This is a genomic window from Streptomyces sp. LBL, from assembly GCF_029893585.1.
Taxonomy (GTDB): Bacteria; Actinomycetota; Actinomycetes; order Streptomycetales; family Streptomycetaceae; genus Streptomyces.
The window spans coordinates 1-20,618 of sequence record NZ_JARXYX010000023.1 but is presented as its reverse complement, the minus strand read 5'-3'; the positions used below and the strand labels follow the sequence as shown (position 1 = coordinate 20,618).

Sequence of the window (20,618 nt, the reverse complement as noted above, 5' to 3'; positions counted from 1 at the left end):
GCTCATCTTAGGGCCGCCGTTGTCAGCAGTACGACGAGGAAGCCCACCGTCGGCAGGACCACGAGCAGCGCCACGCAGCCCGCTCCCAGGACGCGCGGCCAGGTCAGGGTCTCGGCCGACAGCGGGGCATGAGTCCATGTCTGTTCGAGGCCGCCGGACGTGAGGTAGGCCGTATCCGGAGAGGTTTCCGCACAGGTCCCCGGGAGCGCGGCGCGTTCCACGGGTCTGCTCCCGTGGGTGGGCAACCAAGCCGCCATGCGGAAACCGCCGTTCATCAGGGCACCCGCCTCGAACGTGCCGCCGAGCAACGAGATCCGCTCCTGACAACCTGCCAAGCCGCTGCGAGTGCCCCCGTAGGAGCGGTCCATGGCGCGCGGTGCCTCGTTGGTGACGGACACCTCGATCCCCCTGTCCGTGCCTTTGACCTCCACCTTGGCGGGCGCGCCGGATGCGTGTTTCAGCACGTTCGTCAGCCCTTCGCGGACCACCCGGTGGATCGCCTGACGCGTGCGAAGGGCCACCTCGGCCGGGTCGGGAACGGACCAGTCCAACGTGACGGTGCTGCCTGTCTGCCGGGATTCCGTCACCAGTGCGGTGATGTCCTCACGCGTTCCTCTCTCGTCCCCGGTCCTGTCCGTCAGGTCCGTGAGGTCCAGTTGCCGCAGGACACCGAGGATTTCGCGCAGTTCCCCCATGGCCGTACCGGCGGTCGTGCGCAGCAGCTCGGCCTGTCCGACGAGGGCGGGTGCCTGCCGCGCGGCAGCGAGTTCAAGCGCCCCGGCGTGTACCGAGATCAGGCTCAGCCGGTGTCCCAGGAGATCGTGCATCTCTCCCGCGATCCGGGTCCGTTCCTCCGTCCGGGCCGCCGCGGCGGTCAGTGTGCGGGCCTGTTCCAGATAGGCGTTGCGCTCCCGCAGCAGGCTGACCAGGGGCCGCCGACGCCCCAGCAGGGTCCCGGCCAGGGCGGGAAGCAGGAGTAGCAGCACCGCCGAGACCGCGTTGCCGGCCAGTTCCCACAGCAGGGCATCGGACCGGACCAGGGCACGGACGACGGTCAGGACACCCACGGCGGCGCAGGCCACCCCGACGACCTGCCAGGCACGCCGCGGCGGTGCGATACGACGGGTGGCGGACAGCACGATCAGCGGCACCACCGCCAGCGTCCACACGTTGGTTCCCACGAGCAGCACAGACACGCCCAGAACCGCCACAACCGGCCGGCCACGGCGAGCGGGAACGAGGAGCGCCGCCCACAACGCCTCCAGCACCGCCGACACCAGCCGGTCCGCAGGCATCAACAGCAGCGGTATCAGACCGAAGGCTGCCGTCAGGGCACAGGCCAACGCCTCGACGACGACTGTACGGCGCGTGGCGGCGCGTACCGCGGCCCAGCTCTCGGCCGCCTCGCGCCACACCCTCCGTGGCACACCGTTCAGGGAGTGCCCCAGGCCTCCGGCTGGGCGCGACGGCCGCGCGTCCTCGGGCATCTGACGCATCATCACCTCTGCCCCGCCACCGTGGATCTCCGGTGAGGAACAGTAGCTGCGGCGTCGGCGGTCACAGTACGGCGGGCCCCCGGGCGTCACGCGCCCAGCCGGAGGCTGAGCTCCGACCGCAACGCGGGCACGTCCACCTGGTCGGCGGCCAGCAGTCGTACGACCGCGCCACCATGCCCGGCGTCCGCATCCGTCGCCGACTCGTCGAGCAGCGCGGACAGCAGGTGAACCGTACCGACCGTGGGCGAACCATGCTCGGCGGCGGACAGGCGCGCGACGGCCATGATCCGGTCGGCGGCTGCGGACTGCCGTACGCGGTCGCCCTCGGCCGCGGACCGCGGTACGCGAATGCCGTCGCCGTCGCCATCGGCATCGGCATCGGCTTCCGTATCGGCTGCGGTATCGGCATCGGGAACAGCGGCGGACAGGATCGTCGTAGCCGAGGAGACCAGGAAAGACTGTCGTATGCCGTGCCGGCGCATCAGGGTCGCACCAACGTTGGCATCGGCCAGACTCCCGGAAAGCGAAAGCCCGGCAACGGACAGTGCCCGGTCCAGGGCCAGCATCCCCAGCAGAAGATCCACCGGCTCCACCACGACACGTCCGCATCGCACCGCTTGCCGCGCGGCCTCGACGGACACCGCGAAGAGAACCGGTGAGCCGTTCACGGAGGTCCCGGAGGTCCACGAAGTCAGCGCGCGTGTCAGGCGGTTACCGCTCTTGCCCAGCGTTCCGGCCCGGCGAAGAAGGGTGACGCCGCGGGATTCCGGTCCCTCGGTGTCCGCCGAGGCACTCGCGTCCAGTCCGTCGAGCGTGGTCGCCGCGGCGGCCGGATCCAGCCTTTGCAGCAGCAGGGCTTCCCGTGCTCTGGTGTCCGGCAGGTCCAGCAGGGCACGGGCCACATGCCGACAGCGCACCGAGATCGTCCCCTCGGCGCGGGCCGACCTGAGCGCGAGCAGCAGGCACGCGCGCATGGCCCCGGTCATCCTGGGCAGCGACCGGCCGCTGTCCGGGGCCGATCCGCGCGAACCGAGGCCGAAGCGCCACCGCGCCTCGCGCCAGGCGGCGTCGACCTCGCTCTCATCGGCTTGCCGCTGGGCTTCCTGATGGGCTTCCTCATCGGCGCCGTCGGCCATGCCCGGCGCACTGCGCACCTCGTCGTCGCTCACCCAACCCTGGCCCGCCCGGCCGCGGATCACGCCGCTGAGCGCACCGGCCTTCCGCATCCCCGGGGCGATCGCCGCGCCGGCGTCCGTGTCCCCCATCACGAGTTCCCCCAGCAGGGTGTCGGTCCCCACGGCCGACAACTCGCTCCTGACCGCACGGCGCAGTGTGTCCACGAGCAGGTTCATGACGTCCGATTCCAACTCCGTGGTCACTCCGACCACGGCGGTGCCGTCGGCGAATGCTCCGGTCGTCCCTCGTTGCTCCATCGAACATTCCCCTCAAAGCGCGGTGGCTGGCCCGGACGACGCTAACCGCGCCTCCCACGGCACCGCGTCGGCCGACCGGCCATACTCACGGTCCGATCGGCCAAACCGGCTCTCGTCCAAGGGCAACCTCGCGGCACGTACCAGCTCCGTCAACTGCTGGGAGGAGCGCTGGACCAGATCACCGACCGGCGGGGGTCATTCGAGACGGCGCCGGTCTTCCTCGCTCCACGTACGGGTGTCGCGGGGCGGGACATAGGGCTCTTCGTCCTCGGGCAGACCGCCGGCGACGGCGCGCCGGCGGGCCATCTCCGCGTCGAACTCCAGGCCGAGCAGGATCGCGATATCGCCCCCGGGATGACGGCGTCGCTCAGGATTCAGTACGGCGGCGATCCTCCTCGTCCCACTTCCGGGTGTCACGCGGCTGCACGTACGGCTCCTCCTCGGGCGGGTGACCGCCCTCGACAGCGCGTTGGCGGGCGAGCTCCGCGTCGAACTCCAGGCCCAGGAGGATCGCCAGGTTCGTGATCCACAGCCACACCAGGAAAATGATCACACCCGCCAGCGCACCGTAGGTCTTGTTGTACGAGCCGAAGTTGGCCACGTACAGCGCGAACCCGGCGGAGGCGATCATCCAGATGAGCAGCGCGAGGAAGCTGCCCGGCGTGATCCAGCGGAAGCCGCGGATCTTCGCGTTCGGTGTGGCCCGGTAGAGGATGGCGATCATGATCGTGACCAGGAGCGCGAGGACCGGCCACTTCGCGATCGACCACACTGTCAGGAACGTGTCCCCGAGGCCCAGCGCGCTGCCGATCTGGCGGGCCAGGCCGCCGGTGAAGACGACGATCACCGCACTGATCACGGCCATGACCATCAGCACCACCGTCACCCCGAGCCGGACCGGCATCACCTTCCACACCGGACGGCCTTCGGGGACGTCGTAGACCGCGTTCGCGCTGCGGATGAACGCGGCGACGTAGCCTGATGCCGACCACACCGCGAGCACCAGACCGACGATGGCCATGATCGAGCCGAGGCCGCCGTTGCCCTGCATCTGCTGCACCGCGTTGCTCAGGACATCTCGCGCCGCGCCGGGTGCCAGATTCTGGATGTTGTCCAGCACCTGCTGTGTCGCCGACCGGCCAACGACTCCCAGCAGCGAGACCAGCGCCAGAAGTGCCGGGAACAACGCCAGGATCCCGTAGTAGGTCAGCGCCGCGGCCCGGTCGGTCAGCTCATCCTTCTTGAACTCTTTCAGGGTGCCTTTCAGCACCGCCCCCCAGGAGCGCTTCGGCAGGTCCTTCAGACTGTCCGGCGCCCGCTCCTCCACCTCCGCATCCGGTCCGACACCCGTCCCCCGCCCGGTCTCGACCTCGCGGTCTGCCACGGCGTGCCCGCTGTGCCTTCGATGCCGTCTCAATGTCAGTGTCATCTCACCCGGGTATCCGGAGGCAATCGACCTATACATGCGCTTATGAATCATTGAGGCGCTTTGTTGGTTTTGCCATCTTTTGCGGCTGGCAGGCTGGGCGAGCGTGAGCGCGGGGGTGCCGCGGGAGACCAGGCCCGCCTCGCCGATCGCGCGGGCCACATCCCGGCGGCCGCCGACCGGCCGCGCTCGCGGGCGAAGAGGGCGCGGCGCCCCGCCGGTTCGAGGCAGGACAGCAGGGCGGTGGTGACCACGACCCGGTCCCGTCGCCGCCCGGGGAGGGCGTACGCGTACGGCACCTCGTCGGCCGGCACCGCCACCTGGGTGCCCGGCAGCCCGGCCGGGGCCCGGTGGGCACGGCAGCGGTCGGCGCGGGCATACCTCGACGTGGCGGTCGACGACGCGGGTGTCGAACCAAAGACGTGGCCGCCGGACCGCCGCTCCCGCGCCGAACCAGCCTGCGGCAGTCACCCGGGCGGCGCTGTCAAGCGCCGGGACCGTCCGCCGAGTCGGGGAGAAGACCGCGGGCCGGGCCAAGACCTGAACGGTCGTCAGCCTGGGGGGTGGGCGGCGTTCCCCAGGGAGGCCGTGGTGATCGTCATGGGGCTGCCGGTGACGGCGATGAGGTACATGTACTGGTCCGTGCTGGTGGGGAGGGCACGGTGGCCGCCCTTTGGCCGTACGACGTACACGGCCGTGCTGTGGGGGGCGAGGGTGGTCGGCCCTGCGGTGATGGTCCACCAGTTGGAAGCACTGTGGCCGGTGCGGCTGGCGAAGTGCGGGGTGAGGGCGGTGCCGGTGGTGTTGACCGCGCGTACCGTGACGGAGCTGACGGCGGGGCGGGCGCTGTCGGTGAGGTGGGCGGTGAGGGTCATGTCGAGTGGGGGTGGGCTGGCGGCGGCGATGCCGGCGCACAGCAGGGCGGGGGTGACGAGCGCCGCGGCGAGGACGGCCTTGGCGGGGCGGCCGGTGAGGCGGGGGATGTGGGGGATACGCGGGATGCGGGGAATGCGGGGTTCCCAGGCGGAGGCGAGGGCGGAGGGCGGGACGGTCGCGGCGGCGGCCAGCCACAGCGGGGTCATCATCAGGTAGTAGCCGTCCTGGGAACGCGTGGCGAGGTAGAAGGCCAGCCAGGGCAGGACGGTCAGGGCCGTTCCCAGGCGGCGGACGAAGAGCACCGTGGCGGCGAGCAGGCCCGCGAGGAGCAGCATGCTGGCGTAGGAGTAGTAGTCGAGACGGCTACTGCCGTCGGTGAAGTAATAGGAGATGCCCATGAGGCCCTGGCCGTGCAGGATCGCCTTTTGGGTGAGGGGCAACAGCATCCCGTGCAGCCACGCGGAGAAGTCCTGGGCGGCGCAGTAGGCGTTGACGGCGACCCATGTCAGGGCCGCGATGCCGGCGAAACGGGCCAGTACGGCCGTCGCGGGCCGGGCCCCGAGTTCGCCGCGCCGCACGGCGTACAGGCCGATGAGAAGAAAAGGGGTCAGGAACCAGGCGAGTTGTTGAGCCCCGCAGGCTGCGCCCAGGCACACCGCCCGGAGTACCCCGTTCCGTCCCAGCCGTCCGCCCGCGCCGGTGGCGGGCCATCGGACCACCACCGGGACCAGGAGGGCCAGGGCGACGATGGCCGGGTAGCCGGAGCGCGCGTAGTTCGGGAGGAAGCCGAAGCCGAGGCACACGGCGGTGGCCGCCGACCGCCAGGGGACCGGGAGGAGCAGCCACAACCCGACCGCTCCGGCGATCAGCGCACCGGTGGTGACGACGGTGGCGGCGGCCGTCGAGTGCAGCACGGCGTGGACCGGTGCGGCGAGCATGGCGGTCAGCGGCGGATAGCCGTACGTGAGATCCGCCCCGCCGTACATCGTCTTGGTCAGGCCGGACTTGGGGGTACCGAACAGCCACGGCCAGGGCTGTCCGTAGACCGGACGGCCGTGCAGGATCTCGTTCGCGGCCTGCGCGGTCAGCACGCCCTCGTCGGTGCCGGCGTGGTTCAGCCAGTAACCGCAGACCAGCAGCGTCACCGCGAGGACGAGAACCACGGCGTCCACCCGGGCCAGCGCCCGCCTGCTCCGCACGGTCAGGACGAGCACCCCGGACACGAGAATCCCCGCATAGCAGACGGAGATGACTCCCGCGACGGGCGGATGGGAGAGCATCGCCTGGGTCCAGGCCGAGCGGGTGCCGATGAACAGGCTGATCGTGGCGATCAGCGTCATACCGCGGTGCCACTGCTGCGGAGGGCCTGCACCATCGGTCGCCCGGGACCGGGTGACAGCGGACGGGGGCGCGTCACGTCGCCGCACTTTTGTGACGGTATAGCTACTCATGTCCACCTTCTCCACTCTGTCACTACAGCATGTAGAGCGAAGACGGGCACGCCGGGTTCATCGGCGGAGGGTGAAAGCGTCACAAGAAGGTGGCTTGGTGTTCAGGGTGTCGTCATGCGCGTGGCGTAACGCCCGTACGCCACGCGCCGATTGAAGCGCCGCAGCAGGACCTGCGTGGTGGCGACGAGGCCGGAACGGCGGTGGCTCGTTCAGGGGCGTGGCGGCCGCTCGGGCGATGGCCGCCCGTTCACAGAGCGGTGGCCGGCCCTTCAGAGCGATGGCCACCCGTTCAAGGCGGTGCCGCGGAGGCGGAGCCGTACCGCAGCCGGGTGACGACCCGGTTCGCTGCCGTTTTCTGCATCAGCCCGTAGGCGAGGACCGGCAGCAGCAGGTGGGGTTGCCTGACCGACGCGGAAGGCGTTTCAGAATCCGGCGGAGGCCGACCTGCCACCGGGACCGAACCGGGACCGAACCTGGACCGAACCGGTCAGGGACCCTCCTCGCCCTGGGCGATCTCGACCTCGTGGTGGAAGTCGACGACGCCGGTTGCTCCGGCGACGACGGACAGGACCGCGCAGGCCACGAGGAGCAAGGCGGTACGGCGCGTGGCGCGTGAGCGCCCCCCGGAGGGTTCGAGGAGGGCGGCGACGCGTTGCGGCAGCGGGCCGGTCGCCGCCGCGGGTGCGAAGTCCGGCCGGGTGGACGGGGAAGCGTGGCCGGCCAGGGCGGCGCGGGCGATGGCCGTGGCGATCAGGCGCCGGTCGCCGATGGCGGTGGCGGCGGCCTCGTCGGCGGCCCGCTCGGCGGCGAGCCGGATGGTGTCACGGGTGGTGCGCAGGGCGGGGTGGCAGTGGGCGGCGAGTTCGGCCGCGGCCAGGAAGTAGTGGTGGCCGGCGCGGTTGTGTGCGCGTTCATGGGCGAAGAGGGCCTCACGCTCGCCGGGTCCCAGGCTGCGCAGCATCGCGGTGGTGACGACGATGCGGTGGGGCCGTCCGGGCAGGGCGTACGCGTCCGGGTGGGGCGAGTCGACGACGCACAGGTCGCCGGCGGCGGGGCGGCGGTCGGCCTGCGTGCGGGCGGTGCGGAAGGCGCGGGTCTGCCGGAGGGCCGAGCGTACGAGGGTCCAGGCGCTGAGGGTGAGCACTCCGGTGGCCGCCATGGCCGCGGGGAGGACGAGGTAGTCCGAGGGGGTGCGCAGGGGGTGGATGAGTTCACCGAGGACGGCGAAGGCGGGGAGTGTGAGCAGTCCGGTCAGGACGAGGGCTCCGAGGGCGGCGACGCAGGCGCCCGCCAATGCCAGGGCCGAGGCGGTGAGGACCGGGAGCGCGGTGGCGGGGGCGAGGCGGTCGAGGGTTCGGCGGGCCAGCGGCGGCGCCAGGAAGGGCAGGATCAGCGGTACGAGCAGCAGGACGGTCATCGCTCGTCACCCTCCAAGAGCCGGCGCAGGTGCTGCTCGTCGCCGGGGCTGAGCTGGGCGACGAAGCGGGCCAGGACCGTCTCCCGGTCGGTGTCCCGGTCGAGTTCGGTGTGCATGCGCCGGGCTGTCAGCCCCGGGGCGTCCTGGACGGGGAAATAGGCGTAGCCGCGCCCCTGCCGCTCACGGTCCACAACGCCCTTCTCGTGCAGCCGGGTCAATATCGTCGTCACCGTCGTCCGGGCCAGGCCGGAGCCGAGTTCGGTCTGCACCCGTCCGGGCGTGAGCGGGGCCCCGGCGGCCCACAGCGCCGCCATGACAGCGGCTTCGAGCTCGCCGGCCGGCCGCCTCTCGTCCCTCGCTTCGGTCATGGGAACGTTCCTCACTCCGCCATCGTCTACAGTTCGGTAGACCGTCTACAAGATTGTAGTCAGCCGTCAGACATCAGTCGTCGGGTGTCGCCGTGCCACTGTGCTGCCGCATCCGACGGTCCGGAAGAAGGATGAAGGGGAATCCCGGCGATGACCACAGCCATGCACCTATCGTCGCAGCTCGCGGTCAATGTGCTGGATGCGCGGTCACTGTTGTCCGCGTTCGGCGTGCTGGGCGTGGGTGTGGTGCTGTTCGCCGAGACCGGGCTGTTGATCGGTTTCTTCCTCCCGGGCGACTCTCTGCTGTTCACGGCCGGTCTGCTGTGCACCGGCACCGCCGACCGTGGCCTGAAGCTGTCACTCGCCCCGCTCCTGATCGCCGCGGCGGTGGGCGCGCTCGCGGGCGCGCAGTGCGGATATTTCCTGGGCCGAAGAGCGGGCGGTACCGTGCTCGCCCGCAGCCGGTCGGCCCGCCTGCACGAGGGGGCGAGACGCGCGGAGGAGCTGCTGGAGCGCTACGGGTACGCGAAGGCGATCGTGCTGGCCCGCTTCGTTCCGGTGGTGCGCACGGTCCTGAACCCGATGGCGGGCGCCCTGCGGGTGCCGGTGCGGACCTTCACCGTATGGCAGGTGACCGGTGGGCTGGTGTGGAGCCTGGGCCTCACACTGGCGGGCTACGCGCTGGGCTCCTCCGTACCGAACGTGGACCGGTATCTGCTGCCGATCGTCGCGGTCATCGTGGCCCTGTCGCTGATTCCGCTCGCCTCCGAGGTGTACCGCTCGCGCCGGGACACGAAGGCCAAGGAGACACGCGGATGATTCTCGCCCTCGACGCCTCGTCGGTCGACGGCTCGGCCTACACCGACGTGGTGAACCTCGCCCGGCACACTCCCGCGTGGCTGAACGACGCGGTGTCGGCCTGGTCGACCTACGGGCTCGCCCTGTTCGTGGTGCTCATGGCCATCGGCTGGTGGCGCGCCCGACGGGTGGGCGCCACCGCGTCGGTGACGGCGCTCGCCGTGCCGTTCATCGTGGTTGTCGCGTACGGCGTGGACGCGGCGTTGAAGTTGCTGGTGCGTGAGGACCGGCCCTGCCAGAGCCTGTGGGTGACCACGCTGGAGGCGTGTCCGGCGCCCGGCGACTGGTCCTTCCCCAGCAACCACGCGGCCATCGCCGCCGCGGCGGCCGTCGGCCTGCTGTTCGTCTCCCGCCGGCTCGGCACGGTCGCGGCGGTGGCCGCCGGGGCGATGGCGGTCTCACGGGTCTGGGTCGGCGCGCACTACCCCCACGACGTGCTGGCAGGGGTTCTGGTGGGCGCCCTGACCGTGCTGCTCGTCATGTCGGCACTGCGCAGACATGCGGAGGCCCTGGCCCTGCGGCTCACGGCCACCCGCCTGCGTCCGCTGCTGGTGGTGGCGTCATGAAGCGCGGCGACGTCGTCGAACTGGCCGGCAGCTGCGGCCTCGGCGCGTGGACGGCGTTCGGCGTACTGACCATGGTCGTGGTGGGCCACGACGGCACACCTCTGTTCGCGGACAGTGACCTCCTCTCGTGGTCCGTCGGCCACCGGCCGGACGTGGCCCTGGCGTTCGCCCGCGGGCTGACCGCCACCGGGACCGGTGTGGTCCCGTTCGCGCTGGCCGCGCTGGCCGGCATCGTCGCGGGACGCACCATCCGGCAGCGGGCGATCGCCGTCGCGCTCTGCCTGGCCTGCCTTGGGGCGGGCCAGGCGCTTCGGTACGCGGTGATGGCGCTCGTCGCCCGGCCGCGGCCACCCCGGACGGACTGGCACACCCATGCCTCAGGATGGGCGTTCCCGTCCGGTCACACCACCACGGCGGCCCTCACCGCGGGACTGCTGATCATCGCCGTCCGCGTCCACGGCCCGCGTGGCAGAACCCCGTTCATCCTGGTCATCGGCTGCTGGGGCGCGCTGGTCGGACTGACCCGCGTCTACCTGGGGGTGCACTGGTTCACCGATGTCGTCGGCGGCTGGCTGTTCGCCCTCGGCTGGCTGGGAGCGTGCCTGTCCGCCGTGGCCCGCTGGCTGCCCGAGCGACTGACCCCCCGTACGACGGACACGTACACGGACTCGGACTCGGGCATGGGCATGGGCATGGGCATGGGCATGGGCATGGACACGGTGCGCCGGACGTCAGCGCCGACGGTCACAACAGGAAGCCGAACGGCCCCGGCACGAGAGCAGATGGACGTGCGACGAGAACAGAGGGACGTGGCACGACAGCAGACCGACGCGCGACGAGAACAGACGGACGTGGCACGAGAACAGACCGCTCCGGCACCAGAACAGACGGACGCGCGACGAGAGCAGAGGGAGGACCATGCGCCAGACGATCCTGGTCGTCGAGGACGATCACGCCCTGCGTGACGTGCTGCTGCGCGGGCTGCGCGACGAGGACTTCGACACCGTGCCCGCGCCGGACGGCGCCACCGCCCTGCGGCTGGCCACCGCCGACATCTCCGCCGCCGTGCTCGACATCGGGCTGCCCGACGCCGACGGGCGGGACGTGTGCCAGGCGATGCGCGCGAACGGATTCCTCTCCCCCGTCATCTTCCTGACCGCCCATCACCGGCTGAGCGACCGGCTGTCCGGCTTCTCGGCCGGAGGTGACGACTACCTGCCGAAGCCGTTCCATCTCGCCGAACTCGCGGCCCGACTGCGGGCAGCCCTCAAACGGACCGCGCCGCCGCCTGCCACCACAGCCGGAGACCTGGCACTGGACGCCGTCCGGCACCTGGTCAGCGTCCGAGGCACCCGGGTCGACCTGACCCCGACCGAATTCCGTCTCCTGGCCGCTCTCATGGCGGCTTCCGGCGGTATCGTGCGCCGGCGCGACCTGGTACGGGCAGGCTGGCACGAGGGCGCCCAAGTACACGACAACACCCTCGACCAGTATCTGACCCGACTGCGCCGCAAGCTGCGCGAGGCCGGCAGCGACCGGGCGATTCGCACGGCCCGCGGGATCGGCCACCGTCTGTCATGAGCGGCACCCGCCACCGGCTGCGGCCCGCCGTGGCCGCCTCCCTCCACCGTCTGGGGCCCCGCACGCTGCGCGGTCGGCTCTCACTCGTGGCCCTCACCACGGCCGCGCTGCTGATGCTGGTCCTCACCGTCGCGTTCAACGCCGTGGCCCAGCACCGCCTCCAGCACCAGGCGGACGACGAACTGCGCACCCGCGCCGCCGCCGTCGCGACGACCGTGGACACCAGCGGCCCGACGGTACGTGTCCTGGAGACCTCCCACGACGAACTCCTCGACGCCAACGTGTGGATCTACGTCGACGGACGCCTGCTGGAGGAGCCACCGGCCGCCGGCCCGCTGACCCACGTCGCCGACGCACTCGCCGGGCGCGGCGGGCGGCGGTGCGTCACCGCCGACGTCCATGGGCCCCTCCGGCTGTGCTCCCAGCCGGTCTCCGGGCAGAAGAGCGACGCCACGGTGGTCACCGCGCTCGACCTCTCCCCCTACCGGAGTTCGGCCGACACCCTGCTCCTGGGATCACTCACCCTGGACGCCGTCATGCTCGCCTGCACCTACGCCCTGACACGGCTGGCGGTCGGCCGCGCGCTGCGGCCCGTCCGCACGATGACGGACCAGGCGGCCCAGTGGAGCGCCGTCGCCTCCGATGAACGCTTCGGCAGCGTGCGGCACCCGGCCGAACTCGCCCGCCTCGGAACATCGCTGGACGCCATACTGGACCGCATCCGCACACTTCTGCGCCACGAGCGGCAGCTCACCGGGGAACTCTCGCACGAGTTGCGTACGCCCCTGAGCCGGATCATCGCCGAACTCGACTGGTGGCAGACCAGTCCCCGCACAGACGACCAGACCCGCGCCACCCACCAGGTCATCGCGGATGCCGCCGAGTCCATGCGCACCATCTGCGACACCCTCCTGGACGACGCCCGGGGCGGCGCACTCACCGCCCCAGGCACTGCCGAGATCCTGCCCACACTGCACCGCCTCGCCGAAGTCCTTTACCTACCAGGCCACTTGACGGTCATCACTGAGGGTCCATGTGTGGTGGCCGGAGTCCCGCCCGCCCTCCTCGAACGCATCGTCAGCCCGCTCCTCACCAACGCGTCCCGCTACGCCCGCTCCAGCGTCGCCGTCCGCGCGCACCGCACACCCGACGGCGTACGCGTCGATGTCATCGACGACGGACCCGGCGTACCGCACCCGTTCGCCGGACAGCTCTTCGAGCCCGGTCAGCGTGCGGATCCCGGCGACGGACACGGCGGAGCGGGTCTGGGGCTGCCGCTGGCACGACGGCTGGCCCGTTCCGCCGGCGGCGAGGTGACGTACGATCCCGGGCACACGCCCGGGGCACGGTTCACGGTCAGCCTGCCGGCCGGGTGACGGCAGCCCCGTTCGGCGGTACGGGCGTATCGCGGCGTGACAACGGCGACACGCGGCTACGCACGGCTACACACGGCACAGCCGACGCACGGCAGGCGACACGGCAGGCGACACGGCAGGCGAGGGCTCAGCCCTGCCAGATGGTGCGGATCTGTTCGGCGTGGGCGGTGGCCTGACGGTGGCCTGCGTGGGCCGCGTCGGGGATGCGGGAGGCGTCCAGGGGGTTGCGGCCGAACGCTCGACGGGCCGGCCGGTCCGGGGTCAGCAGAGCGGCCCTGGTGCCGCCGGCCGCGAGGGCGGCCACCTGGTCGGAGGCGCTCGGGCCGGCGCCGGGACCCTTGGGGATGGGGGCCAGGACGACGACCCGTCGGCAGTCGTGGGCCAGGTCGGCGTTGGCGGTGGAACGTACGCCCCCGTCCATCCAGCGTCCCGTTCCGATGGTGATCGGCGGGAACAGGGGCGGCAGGGCGCAACTGGCCGCCGTCGCCCGTGCCAGCTCGACCCCGCTGTCGGCGCCGAAGCCGGTCGGCTCGCCGGTGAGCACGTCCACGGCGATCAGTCGCACCGGCCTCTCGGGCCACTCCCGCACCGGCAGTTGGGGGCGGATCGCGTCGAGGACCTCGGCCTCCGACACTCCGCGCACGTTCAGCGCCAGCTTGCCCAGCCGCATGACCACGGTGTCCGGGTCGCGTGAACCGAGCGCCGCCCACAGGTACTTGACGGTCATGGCCAGGGTGAAGTTCACCTTCATCATGGCCCGCTTACGGGCGACCTGCTCCGCGTAGAGGTCGGCCGGCACCGCCCCAGCGGCCAGTTCCACCGCCAGCAGCGAGCCGGCCGATGTGCCGACGAGAACGTCGGCGCCGCTGATGTCAACCCCGGCCTCGGCCAGTCCCGCCAGGGCTCCGACCTGCCAGGCGTACGCGGTCAGCCCGCCGCCGCCCAACACCAGTGCCGTATCCGCCACGTCCGCTACCCCTCCCACACCAACGGGGACCACTCCCCGTTTTTCGTCCTCACGCTAACACGCAAGCGGGGAACGGTCCCCGTTTCGGCGGACTGTCCCCCACTGGACGCGGAGACCGTTGTGCGGCCCGGGGCCGGGCGCGATCCCTGGACCGATGACGCCGAGTGGTGCGTGAGGCCCGTTGGAGGTTTCTGGCGACGGGGCTGCTGGGGCGGCCTGATGCGTGTGCGCAGGCACCGCTTAGCATCTCCGTGATGGACAGCCGGGCAGAGCAGCGCACAGGGCTTGGCGGGGGGACACGGACACCCCTCGCGATGCTGTGGGCTGTCCTCGGTGTGCTGCTCTCCCTGGCGGTGTGCCCGGGACACGTCGGACGGACCGACGCCGACCCGACCCCGACGACGGCTGCCGACGTACGGGCGACGGCCGCTGTCGACGTACGGGAAGACGTACGGGAAGACGTACAGGCGTACGAGGGGCACGCCGGGGCCGGCCACGACGCACCGGCCCAGTACCGGCACCAGAACCAGAACCAGAGCCAGAGCCAGAAGCAGTACCAGTACCAATCCCAGTACCAGAAGCAAAACCAGCACGACACAGAGCTCAACCAGCCCCCCGTAGCCGCGGAACGCCCCCAACCCTGCCCCTCCGGCACCCGCTGCTTCGCCCGGCCTCAGCTCGCCGCCCTGCATTCCGTACGGACGACGCTTCCCGGCACCGTCCAGGCCCTCGCGGCCCTCCTTCCCCGGCTGTCGCGGCTCCCCGCTCCGGACGGTCGTTCCGGACCGGCCGAGAGGTCCCCGTCCGACCGGGGTGCCCCCGATCTTCACGTCCTGCAGGTGCAGCGGACGTAGACGACGGATGCCCGCGCCCCGAGGGCGCGTCACCCGTCACCCCTGCACTCACGCACCGCCGCCCCACGACACCGATCACCGCGCGGCGGGGACAAGGACGTACTCATGAGCAAGACCAGCAAGAAGGCGACCTCCGAGGCCCGCAAGGCACGGATAGAGGAAATGCGCCGGGCGGAGAGAGCCCGCGAGCGGCGCAATCGTTTCCTCACCATCGGGGTCAGCACGGTCATCGTCGCCGGGCTCGTCGGCTGGGGCGGATACGCCCTCAACAGCGCCAACGAGAAGAAGGAGCAGGAGGCCGCCGCGGCGAAGGAGCCGGTGCGCGGCGAGAAGAGCTGGGATGCCAAGAAGCTCGGGCGCAACCACGTGACCAGCGCTGTGTCGTATCCGATGACGCCGCCCGTCGGCGGTGATCACGACCAGGCGTGGATGACGTGCGACGGCACCGTCTACACCAAGGCCGTCGCGAAGAAGAACGCCGTCCACTCGCTGGAGCACGGGGCGGTCTGGGTCACGTACAGCGACAAGGCCTCCGACGCCGACGTCAAGAAGCTCGCCGCCAAGGTGTCCGGCACGCCGTACACGCTCATGAGTCCGGAGAAGGACCAGGCCGGGGCGATCATGCTGTCGGCCTGGGGGCGTCAGCTCTCCGTCACCAGTGTGTCCGACCCTCGGGTCGAGCAGTTCCTGGCCAAGTACGTCCAGGGTGCGCAGACTCCCGAGCCGGGTGCCGCCTGCTCGGGAGGGCTGACGGGGGCCTGAGCCCGTACGACGGTCCGGGGGGCCTGTGGACCTGTGGACCTGTGGACCTGTGGACCTTACGGGCGGGGCCGCATCCCTGGGCCTTCCCCGCATCGCCGTTGCGGAGCAGCGGAGCGTCGACGTCTCCAGCGAGGTCGGATCACCGGCCTCGCTGGGCGGGGGCACACACCGCTCGGTACCCAAGGCTGCCCCCCGCGCCTGACCCGGGAGGTCGGCCCGACCGAGCGGCGGGAAGAAGGCCGTGTGACAAACTGCTGCGGCCAAGCCCCGCCAGAAAGGGACGTACTCCATGTCCAGCGTCGAGCTGACCACGAACTTCGGCCGTTTCGTTGTGGAACTCAACGACGCCGAGGCACCCAAGACCGTCGAGAACTTCCTGACGTACGTCCGGAACGGGCACTACGACGGCACGATCTTCCACCGGGTGATCCCAGACTTCATGGTGCAGGGCGGTGGCTTCACCGCGGAGATGGCGCAGAAGCCGACCCTCGCGCCGATCCCGAACGAGGCCGACAACGGCCTGAAGAACACCGCGTACACCGTGGCGATGGCCCGCACCGGCGACCCGCACTCGGCGACCGCGCAGTTCTTCGTCAACGTCTCCGACAACGAGTTCCTCAACCACACGTCGAAGGACGCGCGCGGCTGGGGTTACACCGTCTTCGGCCGGGTCACCGAGGGCCAGGACGTCGTCGACCAGATCAAGCAGGTGCGCACCGGCAGCAGCCGCGGCCACCAGGACGTGCCCACCCAGCCGGTGATCATCGAGGCCGCCAAGGTCCTCGGCTGACGGAACGACGGCACACGACGGGCTGCCGGGGCCCGCGGCCTGGGATACGCCGTCGACGCGGTGCGCAGGTCACGCGGTCCGTTTGCGGGACGTGGTCTTCTTCGCCGGGGTCTTCTTGGCTGTGCTCTTCGCCGACGCGGTCTTCTTGGCGCCCTGTGTCGACTTGGTGCCCTGTGTCGATTTGGCGCCCTGTGTCGACGTCGACTTGTTCGCGGCGGCGGTCGCCTTCTTGGCCGGGGTCTTCTTGGCAGCAGCGGTCTTCTTCGCCCCTGACACCGTCGATGCCTTGCCGCCCGCCTGCTTGGGCGTGGCCCGCGCCGACGTGCCGCCCGACAGCCGTCTGACCTCGGCGGGCTCCTCGGCCACCCCCTCGCCCCGGGACTCCTGCGCCGCCCGCACGCTCTTCTCCAGGGCCGCCATCAGGTCGAGGACCTTCCCACCCCTGGCCGGTTCGGGCGCCTCGGGCGGTGCCTCGCCGGCGGCCTTCGCGGCGACGACCTCCTCCAGGGCCTCCTGGTACTCGTCGTGCAGGTCGTCCAGGTCGATCTCGCCGAGGGTGTCCATCAGGGCGTCCGCGAGGTCGAGTTCCTTGTCGTTGACGGTGACCCCCGCGTCGGGGGCGAGGCCCTCGGGGGCACGGACCTCGTCCGGCCACAGCAGCCCGTGCAGGGCGATGGCGTCGCCGACCACGCGCAGCATCCCGAGGCGCTCCCGACCGCGCAGCGCGTACTTGGCGATGGCGACCTTCTGGCTGCGCTTGAGCGCCTCGCGCAGCAGGATGTACGGCTTGGCGGCCGGGGCACCGCCTGCCCCGAGGTAGTACGCGGCGTCCATCTGGAGCGGGTCGATCCGGTCGGTCGGCACGAAGGCCACGATCTCGATCGTCTTGGCCGTCGGCAGCGGCAGATGGGACAGGTCCTCGTCGGTGATCGGGATGATCGTGCCGTCCGCGTCCTCGTACCCCTTGCCGATCTCCGCCTGGGTGACCTCACGGTCCTCCAGTTCGCACACCTTGCGGTAGCGAATCCTGCCGCCGTCCTCGGTGTGGATCTGACGGAAGGAGATCGAGTGGCTCTCGGTCGCGTTCACCAGTTTGATCGGGATGCTGACCAGGCCGAACGAGATGGCGCCGTTCCAGATGGATCGCACGTTCAGCACCCTTTCGATCGGTTTGATATGACTTACATCCATTTCAAGCTAAAAGTCTGGGATTCTCATCGTATGACGCCGATCACAGAGGTGGAGGGGCGAAGGCTCGCGCTCAGCAATCTGGAGAAGGTGCTGTACCCCTCGACCGGCTTCACCAAGGGCGAGGTGCTGCACTACTACGCGACCGTCGCCGAGGTCCTGCTGCCCCACCTGCGTGACCGGCCGGTGTCCTTCCTTCGGTATCCGAACGGGCCCGAGGGCCAGGTGTTCTTCACCAAGAACGTGCCGCCGGGCACGCCCGACTGGGTGACCACCGCCGAGGTGCCCCGCTCGGAGGGGCCGGCCCGGATGGTGCTGGTGCAGGACCTGGCGAGCCTGATCTGGGCGGCGAACCTGGTCACCGAGTTCCACACCCACCAGTGGCTGGTCGACGCCCCCGGCGAGGCCGACCGGCTGGTGTTCGACCTCGACCCCGGCACGCCCGCGACGATCGTCGAGTGCTGCGAGGTGGCCCTCTGGCTCCGGGAACGGCTTGCGGCGGACGGCATCGAGGCATACCCCAAGACCGCCGGGTCGAAGGGGCTGCACCTGCTGGCGGCGGTGCGCGGCGCTTCTTCCGATCAGGTGTCGGAGTACGCCAGACAGCTGGCGGTGGAGGCGGAGCGGGCGATGCCCCGGCTGGTCGTCCACCGGATGACGCGGAGCCTGCGGCCCGGAAAGGTGTTCGTCGACTGGAGCCAGAACGCCGCCCGCAAGACCACGGCCACGCCCTACACCCTGCGGGCCCGGGCGGAGCCCCTGGTCTCGGCGCCGGTCACCTGGGCGGAGGTCGAGGAGTGCGGCACACCCACGCAGCTGGCCTTCCAGGCACCGGACGTCGCTCCGCGCGTCCAGGACCACGGCGACCTGCTGGGCCCACTGTTCGACGCGGACCGAGCGGCATCACTTCCCTGAACGCGCCGTGTTCCCTATGTGCGCCGTGTGCGCCGTGTGCGCCCTGCGCCCTGCGCCCTGCGCCCTGCGCCCACCCCCACCCACCCGCACCGTAGACGGCTCAACCGCCGGAGGCCCACGTCCGCCGGTCGCGGGCCATCGCGTGCAGTGCCTCGACGTCCGCGGGTTTGAGGACGCCTCCGGTACGGGCCAGGCCCTCGATCTCCGTGTCTGTCAGGACCCGGGCCTCGCGCAGGGGCACGGTGACCGACACCTCCGTCGGGCCGAGGAGGGCCAGGACCGGGCGGACCTCGGCCGTCAGGGCGTAGGAAGCGCGGTCGGCGTCGGCGCGGGCGCGGCGCAGCAGCGGAAGCGGTTCGCGGCGGCCCAGGGTGACCAGGGGGTCGGCGACCGTGACCCGCTGCTTACGGGCAGACAGCGCGTGCACGGCGAACAGACCGCCCGGGCCGATCACCAGGTGGTGCACGCGGTCGCCGCCGGGGAGCGGGATCGAGTGCAGGGTGTGCCAGCCGGCCCTGTCCAGCCGGTCCAGCGCCTCCCCCACCGCCTGCTCCGCCGCCAGCGCCCGGCGGCGTGGGTCGGGGCGCAGCCGGTGCGCGGGACCGGGGTCCCGGTCCAGGGCGATCAAGAGCGCCTCGCCGGGGCGGTTGGGCGCCAGGTCGTCGTCCGGGTGCAGGGACAGCCGGGCCAGCTCCGCGGGGGTCGGGACCGGGGGCGGGCCCACGGCCACCGGCCCGGTCAGGAAGGGTCCGAGTACGTCGAGGACGTCCTGTCTGCGGTCCTCGCTGAGCAGGTTGATCCGGGCCGCCTCACGGTCGTACCAGGCTATGTTCCTGCCGTCCGTGAGACAGACGTAGAGCCGTTCCTGACCGTGCCGCCAGGCCGGTACGACGCGCAGTCCACTCATGTGCCATCACCCCTGCCCATGGGAACAGGCGGGTGCGCCCATCGCAAGAAGCCGGTTACCTTTGAGGAGGAGTTGACCCGGGTAGGTTCTGTCGGCCGTGGTGTGAGTGGGCAGGGGCTTGGGGAGGCGCCGTTGCGGACACGCAGCAAGAAACCCGACGTACCCGCTCCGGACCGTCCGTGGAGCGAGATCGTGCCCGGCCTGTGGATGGGCGGGCACGCGTTCAGGAGCCGGCCGGGGCAGGTCGAGTTCGTCGTCGTACACAGCGAGTTCGACGTCGTGCAGACCCTGCTGAGACTGCCGGGACACGGGCCGGACCCCGGTGTCGAGCACCATGTGTGGCCGATTCCCGACGGGCCGCTGGACGGCACCCAGCTCGCGGGGGTGATCCGGCTCGCGCGGGCCGCGTGCGACGCGCTGGACGAGGGCCGCAAGGTCCTCGTCCGCTGTTATCACGGCTACAACCGCTCGGGCCTGGTCATCGCGCACGCCCTGATCCGCCAGGGGTGCTCCGCGGACGAGGCGATCGGGCTGATACGGTCCCGTCGCTCGCCCTGGGCACTGCACAACGAGCTGTTCGTCGCATACCTGAAAGCCGGGCTGCCGACGGCCCGGCTGCTGGAAGAGCTCACCGAACAGTCGCTCGAATAATCGTCTGGGCAATCGTTTCTCCCCCGCCCTCCCCGCTCTTCGCCTTGTACGCAAAGGACGTCCCGCGGAACAAGCTGCACGTCATCCACGATCATGCTCGCCCCGAACCGATCCGGTGGCGAACGGGCACCGGGGGAGGTGCTGGGGGTGAGGTTCACCTTCCGCAACGCGGTGGACGGGGGAGCCGTCGCCGAACTGACCCTGCGGCGAGAGCACCCCTGAAGGGGCAGTGCGCGCCCCTATGGCCCAGCGTGGCTCGCGACGACCGAGACCCCCTCCTAATGTGGCGAATGGTCAACTTCGCCCCTTTTCACGGAGGTATCCCATGTCCCTGCGTTTCCGCTGTGCCATAGCCGTCGCCGCCGGCGCCCTCGCCGCCACAGCCGCCGCCACCCCTGCTGTCGCGGGTGACGAGTGGGGCAACAACACCGGCAGCACTGGCAGCAACACCGCCAACACCGGCACCAGCAGCAGCGCCAGCGACTGGAGCGGCAGCGGCGCCAGCGGCAGCGGCACCAGCACCGGCAGCAGCCCCGACAGCAACGCAAGCGGCAACAACACCGCCGACGCAGGCAGCAGCACCAGCAACAGCACCAACACCGGCGGCGGCAGCGGCAGCGGCAGCAGCAGCAGCAGCAGCGGCAGCGGCAGCGGCAGCGGCAGCGGCAGCGGCAGCGGCAGCGGCAGCGGCAGCGGCAGCGGCAGCGGCAGCGGCAGCGGCAGCGGCAGCGGCAGC

At 71.1% G+C, this 20,618-nt stretch carries 19 protein-coding genes and 4 pseudogenes; 12 read left to right on the top strand and 11 right to left on the bottom strand.

Translation table 11 applies throughout. The annotated features are described in order from the left end of the window. Positions 1-2: 2 nt before the first annotated feature. The 8 genes and pseudogenes from M2271_RS26205 to M2271_RS26170 all read right to left on the bottom strand — a co-directional run bounded on the left by M2271_RS26205 (position 3) and on the right by M2271_RS26170 (position 8,467). Positions 3-1,487 carry a histidine kinase gene (locus M2271_RS26205; RefSeq protein ID WP_280889789.1) on the bottom strand — a complete coding sequence of 495 codons (1,485 nt, stop codon included), beginning with the start codon at positions 1,485-1,487 and terminating at the stop codon, positions 3-5. A 95-nt stretch (positions 1,488-1,582) separates the two neighbouring features. After that, the gene (locus M2271_RS26200) at positions 1,583-2,929 is read right to left on the bottom strand and encodes a Clp protease N-terminal domain-containing protein (RefSeq protein WP_280889788.1); all 1,347 of its coding nucleotides are present in this window, start codon (positions 2,927-2,929) and stop codon (positions 1,583-1,585) included. Between the two features lie 195 nt (positions 2,930-3,124). Continuing rightward, a pseudogene (locus M2271_RS26195) lies at positions 3,125-3,274 on the bottom strand (ribonuclease BN); the annotation flags it as partial. A gap of 22 nt (positions 3,275-3,296) precedes the next feature. Then, a complete protein-coding gene (locus M2271_RS26190; RefSeq protein ID WP_280889888.1) occupies positions 3,297-4,358 on the bottom strand; it encodes a YihY/virulence factor BrkB family protein in 1,062 nt (353 codons plus the stop codon). A 96-nt stretch (positions 4,359-4,454) separates the two neighbouring features. Further along, positions 4,455-4,738 (bottom strand): annotated as a pseudogene (locus M2271_RS26185) (M48 family metalloprotease); the annotation flags it as partial. 168 nt (positions 4,739-4,906) lie between these two features. Next, entirely contained in the window at positions 4,907-6,571 is a 1,665-nt protein-coding gene (locus M2271_RS26180; RefSeq protein ID WP_280889787.1) for a hypothetical protein, read from the bottom strand. Between the two features lie 598 nt (positions 6,572-7,169). Beyond that, on the bottom strand, positions 7,170-8,099 hold the full coding sequence (locus tag M2271_RS26175; protein ID WP_280889786.1) for a M48 family metalloprotease: 930 nt from the start codon (positions 8,097-8,099) through the stop codon (positions 7,170-7,172). Then, positions 8,096-8,467, bottom strand: a complete 372-nt coding sequence (locus M2271_RS26170) for a BlaI/MecI/CopY family transcriptional regulator (protein WP_280889785.1) — start codon at positions 8,465-8,467, stop codon at positions 8,096-8,098. Before M2271_RS26170 ends, M2271_RS26175 begins: the two co-directional genes overlap by 4 nt. 150 nt (positions 8,468-8,617) lie before the next feature. Here M2271_RS26170 and M2271_RS26165 point away from each other — a divergent pair, with 150 nt between their 5' ends. The 5 genes and pseudogenes from M2271_RS26165 (at position 8,618) to M2271_RS26145 (ending at position 12,848) form a co-directional block, all read left to right on the top strand. After that, the gene (locus M2271_RS26165; protein WP_280889784.1) at positions 8,618-9,286 is read left to right on the top strand and encodes a DedA family protein; all 669 of its coding nucleotides are present in this window, start codon (positions 8,618-8,620) and stop codon (positions 9,284-9,286) included. After that, positions 9,283-9,891, top strand: coding sequence for a phosphatase PAP2 family protein (locus M2271_RS26160; protein WP_280889783.1), 609 nt, complete (start codon positions 9,283-9,285; stop codon positions 9,889-9,891). The genes M2271_RS26165 and M2271_RS26160 overlap by 4 nt, the downstream gene beginning before the upstream one ends. Then, positions 9,888-10,520: pseudogene (locus M2271_RS26155) on the top strand (phosphatase PAP2 family protein); the annotation flags it as partial. The gene M2271_RS26160 and the pseudogene M2271_RS26155, both read left to right, overlap by 4 nt. Before the next feature lie 289 nt (positions 10,521-10,809). After that, the gene (locus M2271_RS26150; RefSeq protein WP_280889782.1) at positions 10,810-11,472 is read left to right on the top strand and encodes a response regulator transcription factor; all 663 of its coding nucleotides are present in this window, start codon (positions 10,810-10,812) and stop codon (positions 11,470-11,472) included. Next, on the top strand, positions 11,469-12,848 hold the full coding sequence (locus tag M2271_RS26145; protein WP_280889781.1) for a HAMP domain-containing sensor histidine kinase: 1,380 nt from the start codon (positions 11,469-11,471) through the stop codon (positions 12,846-12,848). The genes M2271_RS26150 and M2271_RS26145 overlap by 4 nt, the downstream gene beginning before the upstream one ends. A gap of 127 nt (positions 12,849-12,975) precedes the next feature. Here the strand turns inward: M2271_RS26145 and M2271_RS26140 are convergent, their stop codons facing one another. After that, positions 12,976-13,815 carry a patatin-like phospholipase family protein gene (locus M2271_RS26140; RefSeq protein WP_280889780.1) on the bottom strand — a complete coding sequence of 280 codons (840 nt, stop codon included), beginning with the start codon at positions 13,813-13,815 and terminating at the stop codon, positions 12,976-12,978. 254 nt (positions 13,816-14,069) lie between these two features. Here M2271_RS26140 and M2271_RS26135 point away from each other — a divergent pair, with 254 nt between their 5' ends. From M2271_RS26135 to M2271_RS26125, 3 genes are all read left to right on the top strand, one after another. Beyond that, positions 14,070-14,669: a hypothetical protein gene (locus M2271_RS26135; RefSeq protein ID WP_280889779.1), complete on the top strand. Its 600-nt coding sequence runs from the start codon at positions 14,070-14,072 to the stop codon at positions 14,667-14,669. A 105-nt stretch (positions 14,670-14,774) separates the two neighbouring features. Then, positions 14,775-15,431: a DUF3105 domain-containing protein gene (locus M2271_RS26130; protein WP_280889778.1), complete on the top strand. Its 657-nt coding sequence runs from the start codon at positions 14,775-14,777 to the stop codon at positions 15,429-15,431. 289 nt (positions 15,432-15,720) lie between these two features. Further along, on the top strand, positions 15,721-16,221 hold the full coding sequence (locus M2271_RS26125; protein ID WP_280889777.1) for a peptidylprolyl isomerase: 501 nt from the start codon (positions 15,721-15,723) through the stop codon (positions 16,219-16,221). 69 nt (positions 16,222-16,290) lie between these two features. On the opposite strand, the gene M2271_RS26120 is transcribed toward M2271_RS26125, so the two are convergent. Next, complete coding sequence (locus M2271_RS26120) at positions 16,291-17,370, bottom strand: Ku protein (RefSeq protein ID WP_280889776.1); 1,080 nt, start codon at positions 17,368-17,370, stop codon at positions 16,291-16,293. Positions 17,371-17,442: 72 nt separating this feature from the next. Here M2271_RS26120 and ligD point away from each other — a divergent pair, with 72 nt between their 5' ends. Beyond that, positions 17,443-18,324 (top strand): non-homologous end-joining DNA ligase, encoded by an 882-nt coding sequence (gene ligD / locus M2271_RS26115; RefSeq protein WP_280889775.1) that lies wholly within the window; start codon positions 17,443-17,445, stop codon positions 18,322-18,324. A 100-nt stretch (positions 18,325-18,424) separates the two neighbouring features. Here the strand turns inward: ligD and M2271_RS26110 are convergent, their stop codons facing one another. Then, positions 18,425-19,231 (bottom strand): nuclease-related domain-containing protein, encoded by an 807-nt coding sequence (locus M2271_RS26110; protein WP_280889774.1) that lies wholly within the window; start codon positions 19,229-19,231, stop codon positions 18,425-18,427. Between the two features lie 132 nt (positions 19,232-19,363). Here M2271_RS26110 and M2271_RS26105 point away from each other — a divergent pair, with 132 nt between their 5' ends. The 3 genes and pseudogenes from M2271_RS26105 to M2271_RS26095 all read left to right on the top strand — a co-directional run. Continuing rightward, positions 19,364-19,882 (top strand): dual specificity protein phosphatase, encoded by a 519-nt coding sequence (locus M2271_RS26105; RefSeq protein ID WP_280889773.1) that lies wholly within the window; start codon positions 19,364-19,366, stop codon positions 19,880-19,882. Between the two features lie 93 nt (positions 19,883-19,975). After that, the gene (locus M2271_RS26100; protein ID WP_280889772.1) at positions 19,976-20,104 is read left to right on the top strand and encodes a hypothetical protein; all 129 of its coding nucleotides are present in this window, start codon (positions 19,976-19,978) and stop codon (positions 20,102-20,104) included. A gap of 103 nt (positions 20,105-20,207) precedes the next feature. Beyond that, a pseudogene (locus M2271_RS26095) lies at positions 20,208-20,618 on the top strand (hypothetical protein); the annotation flags it as partial.